A 16,777-nucleotide genomic window follows, 5' to 3' on the forward strand; every position below is an offset into this window, starting at 1 on the left:
TAGTTTTGACAATACAGGGAAGTATTGTCAAAACGGCTCGTTAGCGCCTGAGAAACGCAGGATCAGAAATTCGCTGGGTCGCCTTTCTTTTGCTTACTTTTCTTTGGTGAAGCAAAGAAAAGTGAGGCCAGCGGCAGGCAAACAATATAAATAAATCTTCAGTGGACGACCACTGTCGTAAAAAAACCAGCGGGACGACCTGCCGGAGCAAAGAATGTTTAGCAAAGTCTTAATCGCCAACCGCGGAGCAATCGCCACCCGCATCATTCGCACACTTAAAAAACTGAACATCAAATCTGTTGCTGTGTACGCCGAGTCAGATGCAGACAGTTTGCATGTTCGTCTTGCCGATGAATCTTTTTCATTAGGTGAAGGCGCAGCGGCACAAACCTATCTGGATCGCAAAAAAATAATTGAAATTGCAAAACAGACTGGTGCGCAAGCTATTCACCCCGGTTATGGATTTTTGAGCGAGAACTCTGGTTTTGTTGCAGAATGCGAAGCGGCAGGCTTGATTTTTATTGGCCCTACGGCCGAACAAATGATTACCTTTGGTTTAAAACATAAAGCGCGCGAACTTGCGCAAGCCGCTCATGTTCCGCTTTGCCCCGGCACAGATCTTTTAAAAAACCTTGAAGACGCAGTACAAGCAGCAGCAAGTATCGGCTACCCCGTTATGTTAAAAAGTACTGCCGGTGGCGGTGGTATTGGCATGCAATTGTGTAATAGCGAAGCCGAATTAACTGGCGCGTTTGAAAGCGTCAAACGCTTGGGTAAAAATAACTTTGCCGATGATGGTGTCTTTCTGGAAAAATTCATTGCCGCCGCACGCCACATAGAAGTGCAAGTTTTTGGCGATGGCAAGGGTACGGCTGTTGCTATTGGCGAACGCGATTGCTCCAGCCAACGTCGTAACCAAAAAGTGGTTGAGGAGTGCCCCGCGCCCAATTTGCCAGAAGCACAGCGCCACGCAATGCAATTGACCGCCGAAAAATTATTAGCCTCCGTCAATTATCGCAACGCCGGTACCGTTGAATTTATCTACGATTCAAAAGACGACAAGTTTTATTTTCTTGAAGTGAACACTCGCCTGCAAGTTGAACACGGCGTTACCGAAGAAGTTTATGGTGTTGATTTAGTAGAGTGGATGCTCCGCCAGGCTGCAGGTGAACTAGGCGATTTGAAAGGTCTTCGCGCACCACTAGTAGCAAAAGGGCATTCCATACAAGTGCGTGTTTACGCCGAAGACCCCGCGCGCGATTTTCAACCTTGCGCAGGCTTGTTAAGTAAAGTTGAATTTCCTGAAACCAACAATAGCTTGCGTATTGATTCCTGGATTGAAAGCGGCATTGAAGTACCGCCCTACTTCGATCCTATGCTCGCAAAAATTATTGTGCACGGTGAAAACCGGAATGATGCCTTGCGCAAACTTTCCCACGCGTTAAACGCAACCCAACTCTACGGTATTGAAACCAATCTGGGTTATTTACGCACATTGCTGAAAGATGAAACGCTGATTCAAGGTCTTATGACCACGCGTTATTTAAATCAATTTAGTTTTAAACCGGCACGTATCGATGTACTTCAAGGTGGAACGCAAACCACTATTCAGGATTACCCCGCTCGTACAGGTTATTGGCACGTAGGCGTTCCGCCCTCAGGTCCCTTCGATAATTATTCATTCCGATTGGGAAACCGTTTATTAAATAACGACGAACGCGCAGCAGGTTTAGAAATTACCCTGCAAGGTCCTATTCTGAAATTTGGGTGCGATACCCAAATCGTTTTAACTGGCGCCTCTATAGATGCAAAACTCGATGGCGAAACAATTTCCATAAACCAAGTCATTACCATTAAATCAGGCCAACAATTACATCTTGGCCGCATTACAGATCGCGGTGCGCGCACCTACCTTTGTATCGCTGGCGGCATTCAGTGTCCGGATTATTTAGGTGCGAAATCAACCTTTACCCTTGGACAATTCGGCGGTCACAACGGTCGCGCTTTACGCGCTGGCGATGTTCTCGCACTTGATGCAGAAACTTGCAACCCTTCGATAACATCAAGCGCTCTACCAGATTTATTAAAGCCTCTCATTAATAACAACTGGCAAATTCGCGTTATCTACGGCCCACATGGTGCGCCAGATTTTTTTACCGCTGATGACATAGATACTTTTTTTAATGCTGACTGGGAAGTTCACTACAACTCCAGCCGCACAGGTATTCGCTTGATTGGCCCCAAACCCAACTGGGCGCGCACTTCTGGCGGCGAAGCAGGTATGCACCCCTCCAATATTCACGACAATGCCTACGCATTTGGTACTGTAGATTTTACTGGCGATATGCCAGTGATTCTGGGACCAGACGGTCCATCGCTTGGTGGTTTTGTTTGCCCCGCCACTGTGATTTCTGCAGATCTTTGGAAGCTCGGTCAATTGCGGGCGGGCGATAAAATTCGCTTTGTCGCGGTGAGTATTGATGATGCTGTTAGCATCGAAAAAATCCAAAATGCGAATTTAAAAAATCTGGATACTGTTGAAGCACATTGGGTTACCGTTACACCTTATACTCCGATTGTTGCGCAACTTTCGAAAGCGACTTACGGTGACGATATTGTTTATCGCGCGGCAGGTGATCATTTCCTACTTGTTGAATATGGCGCGCTTGAACTCGATATTAAATTGCGTTTCCGTGCGCATGCATTGATGCAGTGGTTGCAGAAAAATCCCGTAACAGGTTTGCGCGAACTGACGCCGGGAATTCGCTCACTGCAAATTCATTACAATAGCCAGGAAATTTCACTTAGCGAATTGCTCGCGCATTTGCAGCACGGTGAAACGGAACTTATTACACAACTATCGGAACTGAGTGTTCCTTCACGCATTGTACACATCCCATTGAGTTGGGATGACGAAGCCTGCCAATTAGCCATTCAAAAATATATCCAATCTGTACGCGATAATGCACCTTGGTGCCCGAGTAACCTGGAATTTATTCGTCGCATAAATGGATTGGAATCTATCCAAGCCGTTAAAGATACAGTCTTCAATGCATCTTATTTGGTGATGGGACTTGGCGATGTTTATCTCGGCGCACCTGTCGCCACACCGATTGACCCACGTCACCGTTTGGTAACCACTAAATACAATCCGGCGCGCACATGGACTGCAGAAAACTCTGTAGGTATTGGCGGCTCCTACATGTGTATTTATGGCATGGAAGGCCCCGGCGGCTATCAATTTGTGGGGCGCACATTGCAAATGTGGAATCGCTACCGCAAAACCGCAGAATTTAAACAACCATGGTTATTAAATTTCTTCGATCAAATTCGCTTTTACGAAGTGAGTAGCGACGAGCTTAAGCAAATTCGCCGCGACTTTCCGCAAGGCCGTTACTCTATAAAAATTGAAGAAAGCCAATTCAGTTTGCACGAATACGAAAAATTCATTGCAGATAACGACGAATCTATCGTTAAATTTACGGCACAGCGCGAACAAGCGTTTGATGAAGAATTGGCACGCTGGCACGCCAACGGACAGTTCAATTACGAACAGAAAGAATTAGCGGAAGAAACCGATGAAATAGAAATTCCTGAAGATGCTATTCGCGTAGACAGTTCAGTTTCTGGCAGCGTGTGGCAATCTTCAGTGAGTGTTGGACAAGATGTTAAAGCCGGTGATGTGTTGCTGGTATTGGAATCTATGAAAATGGAAATCAATATCACAGCACCTTGCGCGGGTAAGGTAACACATCTTTTAAAAACAGAAGGGATGCGCGTGCAAGCAGGACAAACATTGGTTGTGCTGGAAAACTGATATATAAAAATCGGATGTGAGATTGAATTTTCACATCCGATTTTGCTACAAACCTTATTGTTAATCCAATAGATATTCCCTTACCATCATTCTCGCCCTATGTAGCCTTGCCTTAACAGCCTCACGCGTTAAATTGAGCAGCAATGCTATATCATTCACCGATAGCTCTTCTATATCACGCAATAAAACCACTTCGCGATAATGTTCTGGTAACGATTGGATAGCACGCGATAAATCCTGGCGTAACTCCAGTTGATGGCTATATGTAAGCCCAGGATCATCATTAAACTCAGAAATATCATCAGTCTTTATAAACACCTTACGCATAAGGCGCATGCACTCACGTCGTACAATTGCAAATAACCAACCTGCAAATGAAGTCACCGCCCTTAAGGTTCCAATACGGTTGTAAACCAGCCACAAGGACTCCTGTACCGCATCGTCCACATCTTGTAATTTGCAGCTGACTTTTGCGTAGCGACGAATATCAGGCTGTGCCACTTTCAGCAAAGCAATAATTGCCTCACGATCTCCTTTACAGGCGGCGTCCAACAAAGCTGCATCAAAACGCGAATCGTGCTGAGTCATTTATGGCTTCTCTTTACCCGGCTCACTATCCAACCTTCGCCCCACCATGGCGCACATAGGACAAAACCCTACAAATCCCGTTAATAAAGCCGTCAAACCTGTAGCAACAATCAGGTAAGCCAAGAGCGACGCTGACATTCCCAACAGACCAAAAGCAATGGTGCAAAAACCGACGATAACACGCAACGCGCGTTCCCAACCCGGAATATTTTTACGATAGAACATAGGCTTCTCCAATGTGATTAAACAAGCACAATGCTTGTACACACTATAAGAGGAGCTAAAATTGGATTTCGGTTCGCGGGTTTAAAAAAATATTAAGCTGGGATCGTCCTATCAGCAGCCCACAACCTTAAGCGCGCAATTTGTTCCGCCATCACCACCGAAAGTGGACTGGTATTAAGTATTTCTTGCAGCAAAATTTCTGTAGTTAATTTGGTTCCACTCGCTGCTGCCGTGTACATGGCAGCAACAATTGCCTGCTCAATCTCTGAACCTGAAAAGCCATTGGTTGCGTTGGCGAGTTTGTTTACGTCAAACTCGGTAGCGAGCATATTGCGTTTGTTGATATGGATAATAAAAATATCTTTGCGCACATCGGCATCGGGCAAATCGACAAAAAATATTTCATCCAAACGACCTTTTCGGATTAACTCTGGCGGCAACTTGGAGATATCGTTGCTGGTAGCAACAATAAACACTTTAGTTCTTCGCTCTGCCATCCAGGTCAATAAGGTTCCAAGCAAACGTTGTGAAGTACCATTGTCATTGCCATCTTGAGCCATGCCTTTTTCAATTTCGTCCAACCAAATGACGCAGGGAGACATTGCATCAGCAAGCTTTAATGCTTCGCGTAAATTGCGTTCGGTTTCGCCGTGAAATTTGTTGTAGAGCGCACCAATATCCAAACGTAGTAACGCCAAGCCCCACAAACCGGCCACGGCTTTTGCAGCTAAACTTTTACCGCCACCTTGTACGCCGAGTAATAAAATACCCTTGGGCATATCGAGTTTGCTGTCTTCAGAAATAAACGCATCGCGCCGTGTGATAAGCCAGCGTTTTAGATTGTGCAAGCCGCCCACTTGGGAAAAATCTTTTACGTTTGACTCAAAGCTCATTACGCCTTCCATATCTAACAAAGCAAATTTCGCTTTATTGATATCATGCACGTCAACTTCTGATAACTCGCCATCACTCCAGATTGCCATGCGTACCAAACGACGCACATCGCTCACACTCAAACCTTGTAAATTGTTCATCAATTTTTTGAGCGTGAGATTGTCCGTTTTTACACGCACACCACCGTGTTTATCGGACCAAACTTTAGCTTCTTCGCGAATGACTTCCATGATTTTATCATCGCTTGGTAAAGCAAGCGTGTAGGAACTGCTGTAGCGCGATAATTCTGGCGGCAAACGTAATTGGAAACTTAAAAAAACCAGGGTATGCGGCATCGCAAAATGATTGAGCGCTATATCTTTTAACAAACGTACAACATTGGGTTGGTTTTCTAAAAACGGATGAATATCGCAAAGCGCGTAAATGCCGGGTTGTGTTTGATTTTTGATGTGCTTGAGCGCCTCTTCCACCTGATTTAATTCGCTGCCTTTGGGAACCAGTTGCGGGCCAAAATTAATTCGGGTTAAACCATCGGTTACGGACCAACGATGCAAATCGCGCCCCTGGTTATTGGCAACCATGGAGAGTACATCCAACGCTTTCTTTTCTTCGAAGGTTTCGATTACGACCAAAGGAATACGCGAATCGAGCAGGAGTTTTAATTCGTTGACGTCTTGCACTTGTCCCTCGCAGAGTAATTATGTTTTTTCAATGATCTTAATAGTGCCAGAACTTTTAGCTTTCAGCAGCAAAACTGATCCCAAACAAAGCCTTGCTCGTAATTTTTAGTTACAATCTGTTTTATGTTTGAACCCCGAGGTAACCCAAATGCGCCAGCTCACCGCCATTGATCAATTTATCAGCCGCGCCGACCGCGCCTTGCGCACCCTTACAGCCGCCGAGCAACACGCTGCTCGCCCTTCCCCTGCTAAAAACCTAACCGAGCATGAATTAAGTGCTGAAGAGAGGCGTCATGCCGCGGGTTTAATGCGCGTTAATCATGCAGGAGAGGTTTGTGCGCAGGCGCTTTACCAAGGCCAGGCGTTGACAGCAAAATTGCCAAACGTGCGCGCGGAGATGGAACACGCCGCTGCGGAAGAAATTGATCATTTAGTTTGGTGCCAGGAGCGTTTGGATGCATTGGGCAGCCATACGAGTTATTTGAATCCGGTTTGGTATGGCTTATCTTTCGCGATTGGCGCGGGCGCAGGCTTGATAAGCGATAAAGTGAGCTTGGGATTTGTTGCCGCAACGGAAGACCAGGTTTGCCAACATCTGCAAAAGCATTTGGAAGAGTTGCCCGCACAGGATGAAAAAAGCCGCGCGGTAGTTTCACAAATGCTATCCGACGAGGCCCGTCACGCAGATATGGCGTTAAGCGCTGGAGGCTACCGATTCCCTGCACCGGTGAAAGGACTGATGACGCTGGTATCCAAAGCTATGACTACGACAAGCTACAAACTCTAAGAATTAATTTGCCGCTAATTGTTTTTGGTTTTTATAACGCTCCGCCAAAATTTTTACGCGTTTAACGTAAGTTTTGGTTTCCTCGTAAGGGGGAATTCCGCCGTGACGGGTTACTGCACCAGCACCCGCATTGTAAGCTGCAGCAGCAAGGGCTTCATTGCCATTGAAGGTTTGCAGCAGTCCAGCAAGATACTTCACTCCACCCCTGATATTTTGCTCAGGATTGGTCGTATCAAAAACGCCCATATCTTTTGCAGTCCCCGGCATCAATTGCATTAAACCCATTGCACCTTTACGTGAGCGAGCGAGCGGGTTGAATGCAGATTCTGCGTGGATGATAGCGCGGATAAATCCAGCATCGACCTTATAAGCTTGTGCGGCCACGGCAATGGTGTCGCTGAATTCGGTGAGGTGTAAGCGGGTTTTATACCAGTCAACATTCGAGACAATGCTACATGCGTAGCAGCTGTTGTAGACCACTACTTCATATTTGGTTTTGTAGGGAGCGCTATCAGAAAAAGCCGTAGCGCCATCTTTTTTGTATTTGAATACCCGGTAGGATTCCACGTTTGTGGTGTTACTGGCAGTTTTAGCACGTTCAAGACGTTCCTGTTCTCGTTTGGCTTTCGCTTCCGCAGCCGTTCGTTTGGCCACTTCACGAACTTGCTGTTCATAATCAGCCACAGAGCTGGCCTCACTACTTATGCTGGAATCAGCCGCTACACAGCGACCCGCCATCAAGCAAGCGAACAACAAACTGTATAAAAAATGTTTTGCCACGATCAATCTCAATGCAGTAGGTATTTTGGTGGTCAGTATCCATACCAAGCCATTAGTGTAGCTCAACGAAACCGAGAGACATCTACCAAGATTCAAATTCGTGATGGATACCCACCCTCTTCAGGTACAAATTCCAGTTGACAATCCAAGCCCTAATCTTTATTTTACCAAACAGTTAATTAACCAAATGGTTTTATATGTCAGCGGATAACATCAGTACCCTATTTGCGGCGCTCGCCGATCCTACTCGACGCGCAATTCTTGAACGCTTGAGCCAGGGTGACGCCACAGTTACCGAACTAGCCGAGCCTTTCAATATGTCGATGCCCGCGATCACCAAGCATCTGAAGGTACTGGAAGGCGCTGGCCTCATTAGCCGTGGGCGCGATGCCCAACGCCGGCCTTGCCATATGGAAGCTGCCCCGCTCGCAGAAATCTCCAATTGGGTTGAGCAATATCGCCAGCTTTGGGAAGGCCGTCTGGATCAACTGGAAACTTACCTTGCTGAATTACAAAAAACCAAATCGCTTTAAGTATTCACCATTATTTATTGAGGAAAAGCCATGACCACATCCAACACTTTTACCATTAAACGCACACTCAACGCACCGCGCCAATTGGTGTGGGATGCATGGACACAAGCCGAGCACCTCGGCAAATGGTTTAGCCCTACTGCATTTACCATTAAAGTCGTGACAATGGATTTAAAACCGAATGGAATTTTTCACTATTGCATGACTACTCCAGACGGTACTGAAATGTGGGGCAAATGGATGTTTCGCGATATTAACGCACCGGAAAAATTAGTATTAATACAATGTTTTTCAAATGCGGAAGGCGGATTGGGTAGTCATCCCATGGCACCAAGCTGGCCAAAGTACACCCACTCAACAATGACATTAAAAGAAATTGATGGCAAAACAGAATTATTATTGGAATGGCAAACTTATGAAGCAACCGCAGAAGAAGTTGCAACCTTTAATAGTGCCTTCGATAGTATGACCCAAGGCTGGGGCAGCACATTTGAAAACCTGGAAAGATATTTAGCGAAAATTACGCAATAATTTTTGAGAAAACCTGTCGCAGATTTTTTTTGCGGCAGGTTAATTTGAAATACAAAATGAAAAATTAAGCAAAGCCTGGGAATAAACCTTTTAAACCACCTGCAATAAATTCAATGGCAATTGCCGCAAGTAACAAACCCATAATACGCGTGGACATGGCAATAGATTTTGCGGTGATATGTTTTGACAACCAGGGCATGGCAACCAGAGTCAACCACAAACAAACACAAACGCTCGCGATGGCTGCAAAAATTAAAACAAAATGCGACCACTCGTGCGATTGATGTGCGTAAACAATTACGGTACTGATAGCACCCGGCCCTGCGAGCAACGGAATGGTTAAAGGAACTAAAGCAATTGTTTCATCTTCCTGCAGCTGATCTACTTCGCTCGGCGCCATTAAATGTGATTGCAACATAGACAGTGCCATTAACAACAACACCAAACCACCCGCACAGCGAAACGCATTAATGCTGATACCAAGCACACTTAAAATCCATTCGCCCAATAATAAAGACACTATAAGCACACTAAAAACAGAGAGCACTGTTAAACGTATGGTAGCGCGTTTTGTTTTCGCATTTTGGCGAGCGGTAAGAATCAAAAATACGGGTATGGCGCCCAGCGGATCTACAATAGCCAGAAGACCAACAAAAAATTGCGAGTACTCTGCAAATGACAGCATAAACGTTCTCGATAAAAAGAGGATTTATGATGATTGTAGCAGTTGATTTATAGATGTAAGTTGGATGGGATACAGAACCAAAGATTAGAGCAGTTTTAGCACGCCGTGGAGACCTTGTACGACGGCTTGTTGTTGAATTTCAGTGCGGTCACCAGCGAAATGAAAACATTGCGAGTGAATAACACCTGTCGCCAACCCCCAGGCAAACCAAACAGTGCCAACAGGTTTTTCAAGGTTGCCGCCGGAAGGCCCCGCAATGCCACTCACAGCCACAGAAATTTCCGCGCCGGATAATGCAAGAACGCCCTTCGCCATTTGCTCAACTACTGCTTGGCTGACGGCGCCTTCCTCTAAAAGAGTTTGTGGATTTACTTGAAGTAATTTTTCTTTGGCTTGGTTAGCGTAACTTACTACACCGTATTCAAACCATGAGGAACTACCGGCAACAGCGGTGATTGCAGCGGCAATGCCACCTCCGGTACAAGACTCTGCGGTGGCAAGGCGCCAATTGCGGGCCAACAATTTTTCACCCAGGAGTTGACTCAATTGCAACACAGAAGGCGCTGTTGGCGAAGACATAAAATTAATTTCGTTTACTTGTTTTTTTTCAGCGACAACACCGATCTTTCTGGTTTGTCTGAACGTTCGGCAAATTGTTTTGCCAAGGCTTCGCGCTCTTTAGTCGCTTCGCTTTTGAGCGATTCAATATCGGTAACGCCGCCGCTTGTGCTGCTGTAAGAAGTTGGGCTATTCGCTGCTGCTTTGGCTAAAAATTCCAAACCGCAACGCATCAAACGCGCTTGATCGACAAACGACAAATTGGCGGGAAAATTGGCAGGATTAATTGCCGAAGGATCACGCGGATTCCCTTCCACTTGCAATACAAAACCTGATTCGTGAGTTGCTGTTCCAGCAGCCAAGTTGGCTACCCATGCATCAAAATCCATAAAATACCTGTTGGCTGGTGGTTGATTTGCGTTGGCAATTTTATCACCACTAAAACTGCCTTAATACTTGTTCGGGAATTCAAACTCAAGCTTGCGACGAACGGCGTTGCTCTTCGCGCTTTTCAATTTTTTGCTGGCGACGCAATTGTCGCTCTGGCGGCAAAGCACCAATATGCGGTTCGTTGCGGTTCTTGGCCAACTGAATTTGTTTTTGACGCTCGGCAAAACGCATTTTTTGCTCGTCCGTCAGCTTGTCATAACAACGTGGGCAGCTTACACCCGGCATGTATTGATCGGAAAGCTTATCTTCCTCGGTGATGGGATGACGGCAGCCGTGACACTGATCATAAATACCTTTCTTTAAACTATGATTAACAGCTACACGATTGTCGAAAACAAAACACTCACCTTTCCACAAACTTTGCTCTTCGGGCACCTCTTCCAAATATTTAAGAATGCCACCTTCTAAATGATAAACCTCTTCAAAACCTAACTCTTTCATGTATGCGGTAGATTTCTCACAGCGAATACCACCGGTGCAAAACATGGCCACTTTTTTGTGTTTGGCAGGATCAAGATTCTCCGCTACGTATTGCGGGAATTCACGGAAGGTTTCCGTTTTAGGATCAATAGCGCGCTCGAAAGTGCCAATGTCGTATTCGTAAGAGTTACGGGTATCAATGACCGTAACTTCAGGGTCGCTGATCAACGCGTTCCAATCTTTAGGCTTTACATAAGTGCCTACAATTTTTTGTGGGTCTATGCCGTTCACACCCATGGTGACGATTTCTTTTTTCAGTTTTACCTTCATACGATAAAAAGGTGTGCCTTCAAAAAAAGACTCCTTATGTACCAAATCAACGAAGCGCTCATCACTTTTTAAAAAGTCGAGCAAGAGATTAATCGCGTCGCGGGTACCGGAAACCGTGCCATTAATGCCCTCTTCGGCCAATAGCAAAGTACCTTTTAATTCGAGCTGATCACAGCGTTCTTTGAGACGAGGGGCGAATTCCTGATAGTCGGGCAAGGAGACAAATTTGTAGAGAGCAGCAACAACAATTTGATTCATATCTTTTCACTTGGGGGGTCAACAATGGGTACATCAAGTAGCAGCGGGCGCGCATTATAAATGCTTGTTTTTTGAACAGCCAGCAAAAACTCCTGATCTATATCAAGAATGATCGTGTTTGGAGCCACCCATACAATTTGATGATGCAGGTACCGCACCAGATGATGCCCATTCGTCTGGACTAAACGTGTGTAAAGCTAAGGCATGCACACCGCTTTTCAATTCATCAGCCAGGCAAGCATATATTGCCTGATGACGCTGCACCTGACGCTTGCCCACAAAACTGTCTGCAGCCAAGACTACTTTAAAATGGGTTTCTGAACCCGGTGGCACCGAATGCATATAGCTCTCGTTAAGCACTTCCAAATGGGCAGGTTTAAAGGTATCTGAAAGTTTAGAGATTATGCGATTTTCGACGGGATTCATGCGACACCTCGCGTAAAGCGTTATAAAAACTGAGCGGCTAAGGCCAAAAAAAACTGCGGTATTCTACTGGATAAAGACTAGACTGTGGGAACCTGATTGCGCTCGGGAACAAATTCTTAAGCTTGTCAGTCTCAGATGCAATGCACCGGTTATAGCAAAACATTTAAAGCTAAAGGTTGCAGATAGACACCAAAGTGACTGACATTTTACCCGTATTAAAGCTGGCACCAATAAGTGACGAAGTTTTCCCCTTAGAACGTCACTGATACTTAGCAGTAAATTAGAGATAAACATGAGCTTACATAAAATTTTCGTAGACAGACGCCGAGGCGAGGACCGCAGGCTAGACAATGACCCATGCAGGAATATGCCGATTGATATTTACCACCGCAAGCGCCGTAAGTCGACTGATCGCAGACACCCCCAGCGCACCCTGGCAGATGACTACCAAGCCTATCTGGGCGATATGGAAAGCAAAGCAAGACATTAAGCTTTAAAAAAGCCCCGCAAAGTGACCCTTGCGGGGTAAGTCAAAGGAGGACCAATAAACTCCACAAAAAAACTGTAACAGTCAGAAACCTGCTTTAAGTTTTACTTTCGTAAAAACTCCAACCAATTCCTGAAACCTAGATAGCAAATGCGCCGTTGCTGGCTTTTGCCGGAATCAAAGTCGGTACGCAACCTGTATCAAGCTGATAAAGTTGCTCCACTGCTTGCATTAGTTTCGGGATAACCGCTGCTGGCGCAATGGACACCACACAACCGCCAAACCCGCCCCCGGTCATGCGAGCTCCCGCTTTACCTTCCCCGGCTGCTTGCAGTATTTCCACCAATCGATCAATTGCTGGCGTAGTCACGTTAAAGTCATCGCGCATGGAAATATGCGATTCAGCCATCACCCGCGCCAGGGTTGTCATATCGCCTGAACTCAAGGCTTCAGCCGCTAATAAGGTACGTTCATTTTCGGTGAGCACATGGCGTGCGCGACGAAAACTTAAATCGTCCAATTTACCTTCCGCAGCTACAAATTGCTCCAAACCAACCCCGCGCAAGCTTTGCTGTCCAAAAAAGGCTGCCGCTGCTTCACACTGGGCGCGGCGCTGATTGTATTCGCTATCAACCAAACCGCGTTTTACGCCGCTATGTACTATAAGAATTTCCCAGTCGCGCGGGATAGAAACACTGCGTGTTGATAAATCCTGGCAGTCAATTAAAAGCGCACTACTTTCCTGGCCGCGGGCTGAAATCAGTTGATCCATAATGCCGCAGTTACAGCCTACAAAGTTGTTCTCGGCAGCTTGGCCAACCAGCGCGGCATCTGTGGGGTCGATAGATTCATCGCTCAATTCAGTGAGCGCTCGCACGACCGCAACTTCCAACGAAGCCGAACTACTCAGACCTGCGCCCGCAGGTACGTTACCGGATATCAATAAATTGCCGCCCTTAAGGCGATAACCTTTTTTCTTCAATTCCTGAATCACACCGCGCACATAATCAGACCAGGACGCAGCAGGATCTTGTTGCATCGGTTCATCCAAATTAATGACGACGCCTTGCGACTCAAAATCGCGTGCGACAACATGCAATTCACGATCATTGCGAGCAGACGCGGCGATCCAGGTGCTGTAATTAATAGCTGCTGGCAAGACAAAACCATCGTTATAGTCTGTGTGCTCTCCAATCAGGTTTACTCTTCCGGGTGCCTGAACAATCAATTCAGGCGCTTGGCCAAAGGCGGCCGAATAAAATTCACTGAGCTGTTCTTTATTTAATACGCTCACTCGCAATTACCTCATACGAAAATGGACAGGACTTTGTTGACGCAAGCGTTCTGCGGCTTGCTCGGGTGATAAATCGCGTTGGGGTTCACCCAACATTTCATAACCCACCATAAATTTGCGCACACTCGCGCTGCGCAATAACGGAGGATAAAAATGTGCGTGGAGCTGCCAGGCGCTTGAATCCTGGGCATTGAAAGGAGCGCCATGCCATCCCATAGAATAAGGAAAGGAACACTCGAACAAATTGTCGTAACGCGCTGTTATATCACGCAAAATCTGCCCCAAACTCACTTGTTCGGTTTCAGTTAACTCGGTGATACGCGCTCGCGCATGCTTGGGAAGCAACAAGGTTTCAAACGGCCAGGCAGCCCAAAAAGGAACTACAACAAGCCAATCTTCGTTTTGCACTACTACCCGCTCCGCAGCGGCTATTTCTTTATGGGCATAATCCAGAAGCAGCGATTTGCCTTCTTTTGAGTGAAAGGCGCGCTGGTTGTCATCTTCTTTCTGTACCAGTGTAGGCAGTTGGGTTTGCGCCCAGATTTGACCATGCGGATGGGGATTGGAGCACCCCATCACTGCACCTTTGTTTTCAAAAATTTGTACCGATGGATAGTCTTTGCCTAGATCAGCCGACTCGTTCATCCAGGTTTTAATAACCGCCAAAATCTCTTCGTCATTTAAGAGAGGCAAGGTTTTGCTGTGATCGGGCAAAAAGCAGATCACGCGGCTGGTGCCGTGTTCAGCTTTAATCTGGAACAAAGGATCGACAGATTCAGGCGCAGCCGGTACTTCTGGCATAAGCGCGGCAAAATCATTGGTAAACACAAAAGTTGTTTTATAAACAGGGTTCAGCTCACCGCCCACGCGCGTATTGCCGGGGCACAAATAGCAGTTAGGATCATGAGCCGCACTTTCTGGCCACTGGTTAGGCTCTTGCTGGCCTTGCCATGGGCGCTTGGTTCTGTGTGGCGAAATAAGCAACCACTCACCCGTCAAAGGATTAAAGCGGCGATGGGTATGTTCGTTGACCGAAAACTCTTCTGGATTCATATACTACATTGTCCATATAAATATGATAAATAAACAATGGGCGTAATTTACCTGAAAAATTTGTGAAGTACAATCACATTCGAATTTAGGCGCTAACCCCCTTCATGGAAAGAAACACCCAGAAGCATCAACTTCTGAGTGTTTTACTTCGAACAACTTATTGTGGGGAAAGTTCGATTAGGGTGAGAAATGAGGGAGAAACTAGGGAAAGAAACGGTGTGCGGCGACAATACCCCAAACTACCGCTAACAATATGAGACTGGTAAACACTAAGGCAGAGCCAATATCTTTGGCGCGCCCTGAGAGTTCGTGACGTTCAGAGCCTGTCCGATCCACCACGGCTTCTACAGATGAATTCGCCAATTCCGCCATCCACACCCAGAAAATACTGGAAAGTAACAAGATCAATTCAATATGGGTGGTCGCCAACCAAAAAGCCACGGGGGTAAGGATTAAACCCAACACCACCTCCTGCCTGAACGCAGCCTCAAATTTCCAGGTAGCTGCAAAGCCCTTCATCGAATAACCAAACGCATCAATGATACGGGCGATTCCGGTTTTACCAGGTTTACTCATTCCAATTCTCCACACTTTTTTTGATAAGCCTTTGTTAGGCCAATTTTTAAGTTAGCGACCCTAGAATCAGGCGATGACACTAGTTTGTCACGGTTAATTCATCTGTTCTTCATCGAAAAGTAATAGGCCGGTGATATTTCTGGCGGTGTAACAGCTCAAGGGCGTGAATGATGAATGCTTTTAACCAAGACGTCTATCACTCAAAACCACAACCTGCCCGGGAAATGTTACTGCCGTGAATTATTACAGCGAGATATGACAAGCGCCTTTCAGCGCAAACATATTTTTATAAACATTTATGACAGGTAGCCCTATGAAAATACTTTATGGTGTTCAAGGAACAGGAAACGGTCACGTTACGCGCGCGCGCATTATGGCCAAAGCGTTTGCTGCAAAAGGCGTACAGGTTGATTGGGTGTTTTCTGGTCGTCCCCGTGAAGATTTTTTTGATATGCAAGCCTTTGGTGATTTTCAATCCTACCGTGGTTTAACCTTCGCAGTTAAAAGCGGACGTATTCTCTATTTAAAAACAGCCTTGCAAGCTAATTTAATGCAGCTTAACGATGATATTAAAAAAGTGAATGTTGAAGGTTACGATCTCATCATTAATGATTTCGAACCTGTGTCTGCCCATGCCGCAAAACGCGCAGGCAAAAAAGTGATTGGAATCTCGCACCAAAATGCTTTCCTGCACAAAATTCCCAAGAAAAATAACAACCTGGTCACCGATTGGTTTATGCAAAATTTTGCACCTGTGACCCAAGCTATTGGCTTGCATTGGCACCACTTCAACCAACCCATTTTGCCACCCTTAATTGAACCTTCGCACTATCCTAACGAATCACTGCACAAACATTATTTGGTTTATTTACCTTTTGCTGGGCTCGACGATATTTTGCCGCAGTTGCGTAAATTTCCCGATTACGAATTTTTTGTTTACCAGAATGTTCCCCAGGCAACGGATGATGGACACATTCATATTCGCCCCTTTTCACGCGAAGGCTTTCAAAAAGATTTGCACCGCTGTGAGGGAGTTATATGCAGCGCAGGTTTTGAATTACCGAGCGAAGCAATTCAACTCGGAAAAAAACTTCTTGTACAACCTGTAGCAGGACAAATGGAACAAGCTTCTAACGCCCTCGCACTTACGCAACTGGGTTATGGTTCTTCCACCAATTTATTAAACGAAGCTGCGATTGGTCGTTGGTTGCCGCTCATGAAACCTAATCCAATTATTTATCCGGATGTTGCAAATAAATTAGTGGATTGGTTACTAAAGACCGGCGGAGAAAATTTTGAAGAATTGCAGCAATCGTTATGGCGCGACATGCCTGCCCCCAACGAAATATTTTCAAAGACGGCGCACGCAAAATAAAACAGAGTAAGCAAAATAAACAGAGTAAAT

The 16,777-nt window shown here is 45.9% G+C and carries 17 protein-coding genes; 5 read left to right on the forward strand and 12 right to left on the reverse strand.

Annotated features, from left to right (window positions below; translation table 11 throughout):
- The first annotated feature begins 214 nt into the window (after nucleotides 1-214).
- Entirely contained in the window at nucleotides 215-3,817 is a 3,603-nt protein-coding gene (gene uca / locus IE104_RS09375) for an urea carboxylase (RefSeq protein WP_189417750.1), read from the forward strand.
- A gap of 60 nt (nucleotides 3,818-3,877) precedes the next feature.
- On the opposite strand, the gene IE104_RS09380 is transcribed toward uca, so the two are convergent.
- From IE104_RS09380 to IE104_RS09390, 3 genes are all read right to left on the reverse strand, one after another.
- A complete protein-coding gene (locus tag IE104_RS09380; protein ID WP_189417751.1) occupies nucleotides 3,878-4,405 on the reverse strand; it encodes an RNA polymerase sigma factor in 528 nt (175 codons plus the stop codon).
- Nucleotides 4,406-4,630 (reverse strand): YgaP family membrane protein, encoded by a 225-nt coding sequence (locus tag IE104_RS09385; protein ID WP_189417753.1) that lies wholly within the window; start codon nucleotides 4,628-4,630, stop codon nucleotides 4,406-4,408. It abuts the gene before it with no gap.
- Nucleotides 4,631-4,722: 92 nt separating this feature from the next.
- Nucleotides 4,723-6,204: a Ycf46 family AAA ATPase gene (locus tag IE104_RS09390; protein WP_189417755.1), complete on the reverse strand. Its 1,482-nt coding sequence runs from the start codon at nucleotides 6,202-6,204 to the stop codon at nucleotides 4,723-4,725.
- Between the two features lie 148 nt (nucleotides 6,205-6,352).
- Between IE104_RS09390 and coq7 the strand changes: the two genes are divergently transcribed.
- Nucleotides 6,353-6,991, forward strand: coding sequence for a 2-polyprenyl-3-methyl-6-methoxy-1,4-benzoquinone monooxygenase (gene coq7 / locus IE104_RS09395; protein WP_189417756.1), 639 nt, complete (start codon nucleotides 6,353-6,355; stop codon nucleotides 6,989-6,991).
- 3 nt (nucleotides 6,992-6,994) lie between these two features.
- Here the strand turns inward: coq7 and IE104_RS09400 are convergent, their stop codons facing one another.
- A complete protein-coding gene (locus tag IE104_RS09400) occupies nucleotides 6,995-7,771 on the reverse strand; it encodes a lytic transglycosylase domain-containing protein (RefSeq protein ID WP_229837758.1) in 777 nt (258 codons plus the stop codon).
- Between the two features lie 197 nt (nucleotides 7,772-7,968).
- Between IE104_RS09400 and IE104_RS09405 the strand changes: the two genes are divergently transcribed.
- Together IE104_RS09405 and IE104_RS09410 are read left to right on the forward strand one after the other, a co-directional pair.
- The gene (locus IE104_RS09405) at nucleotides 7,969-8,304 is read left to right on the forward strand and encodes an ArsR/SmtB family transcription factor (protein WP_189417758.1); all 336 of its coding nucleotides are present in this window, start codon (nucleotides 7,969-7,971) and stop codon (nucleotides 8,302-8,304) included.
- A gap of 30 nt (nucleotides 8,305-8,334) precedes the next feature.
- Nucleotides 8,335-8,835 carry an SRPBCC family protein gene (locus IE104_RS09410; RefSeq protein WP_189417759.1) on the forward strand — a complete coding sequence of 167 codons (501 nt, stop codon included), beginning with the start codon at nucleotides 8,335-8,337 and terminating at the stop codon, nucleotides 8,833-8,835.
- Between the two features lie 64 nt (nucleotides 8,836-8,899).
- On the opposite strand, the gene IE104_RS09415 is transcribed toward IE104_RS09410, so the two are convergent.
- From IE104_RS09415 to IE104_RS09450, 8 genes are all read right to left on the reverse strand, one after another.
- Nucleotides 8,900-9,520 carry a MarC family protein gene (locus IE104_RS09415; protein ID WP_189417761.1) on the reverse strand — a complete coding sequence of 207 codons (621 nt, stop codon included), beginning with the start codon at nucleotides 9,518-9,520 and terminating at the stop codon, nucleotides 8,900-8,902.
- 84 nt (nucleotides 9,521-9,604) lie between these two features.
- On the reverse strand, nucleotides 9,605-10,099 hold the full coding sequence (locus tag IE104_RS09420; RefSeq protein WP_189417762.1) for a CinA family protein: 495 nt from the start codon (nucleotides 10,097-10,099) through the stop codon (nucleotides 9,605-9,607).
- 14 nt (nucleotides 10,100-10,113) lie between these two features.
- Nucleotides 10,114-10,467 carry a hypothetical protein gene (locus IE104_RS09425; RefSeq protein ID WP_189417764.1) on the reverse strand — a complete coding sequence of 118 codons (354 nt, stop codon included), beginning with the start codon at nucleotides 10,465-10,467 and terminating at the stop codon, nucleotides 10,114-10,116.
- Between the two features lie 85 nt (nucleotides 10,468-10,552).
- Nucleotides 10,553-11,536, reverse strand: coding sequence for an oxygen-dependent tRNA uridine(34) hydroxylase TrhO (trhO, locus tag IE104_RS09430; RefSeq protein WP_189417766.1), 984 nt, complete (start codon nucleotides 11,534-11,536; stop codon nucleotides 10,553-10,555).
- A 102-nt stretch (nucleotides 11,537-11,638) separates the two neighbouring features.
- Nucleotides 11,639-11,962: a BolA family protein gene (locus IE104_RS09435; RefSeq protein ID WP_189417768.1), complete on the reverse strand. Its 324-nt coding sequence runs from the start codon at nucleotides 11,960-11,962 to the stop codon at nucleotides 11,639-11,641.
- Nucleotides 11,963-12,588: 626 nt separating this feature from the next.
- Nucleotides 12,589-13,743, reverse strand: a complete 1,155-nt coding sequence (gene galK, locus IE104_RS09440; RefSeq protein ID WP_189417769.1) for a galactokinase — start codon at nucleotides 13,741-13,743, stop codon at nucleotides 12,589-12,591.
- A 6-nt stretch (nucleotides 13,744-13,749) separates the two neighbouring features.
- The gene (locus tag IE104_RS09445; RefSeq protein WP_189417771.1) at nucleotides 13,750-14,796 is read right to left on the reverse strand and encodes a UDP-glucose--hexose-1-phosphate uridylyltransferase; all 1,047 of its coding nucleotides are present in this window, start codon (nucleotides 14,794-14,796) and stop codon (nucleotides 13,750-13,752) included.
- A 201-nt stretch (nucleotides 14,797-14,997) separates the two neighbouring features.
- The gene (locus tag IE104_RS09450; RefSeq protein ID WP_189417772.1) at nucleotides 14,998-15,372 is read right to left on the reverse strand and encodes a diacylglycerol kinase; all 375 of its coding nucleotides are present in this window, start codon (nucleotides 15,370-15,372) and stop codon (nucleotides 14,998-15,000) included.
- Between the two features lie 313 nt (nucleotides 15,373-15,685).
- Here IE104_RS09450 and IE104_RS09455 point away from each other — a divergent pair, with 313 nt between their 5' ends.
- Nucleotides 15,686-16,747 carry an MJ1255/VC2487 family glycosyltransferase gene (locus tag IE104_RS09455; protein WP_189417773.1) on the forward strand — a complete coding sequence of 354 codons (1,062 nt, stop codon included), beginning with the start codon at nucleotides 15,686-15,688 and terminating at the stop codon, nucleotides 16,745-16,747.
- Nucleotides 16,748-16,777: the final 30 nt, after the last annotated feature.

The organism is Cellvibrio zantedeschiae (assembly GCF_014652535.1).
GTDB lineage: Bacteria > Pseudomonadota > Gammaproteobacteria > Pseudomonadales > Cellvibrionaceae > Cellvibrio > Cellvibrio zantedeschiae.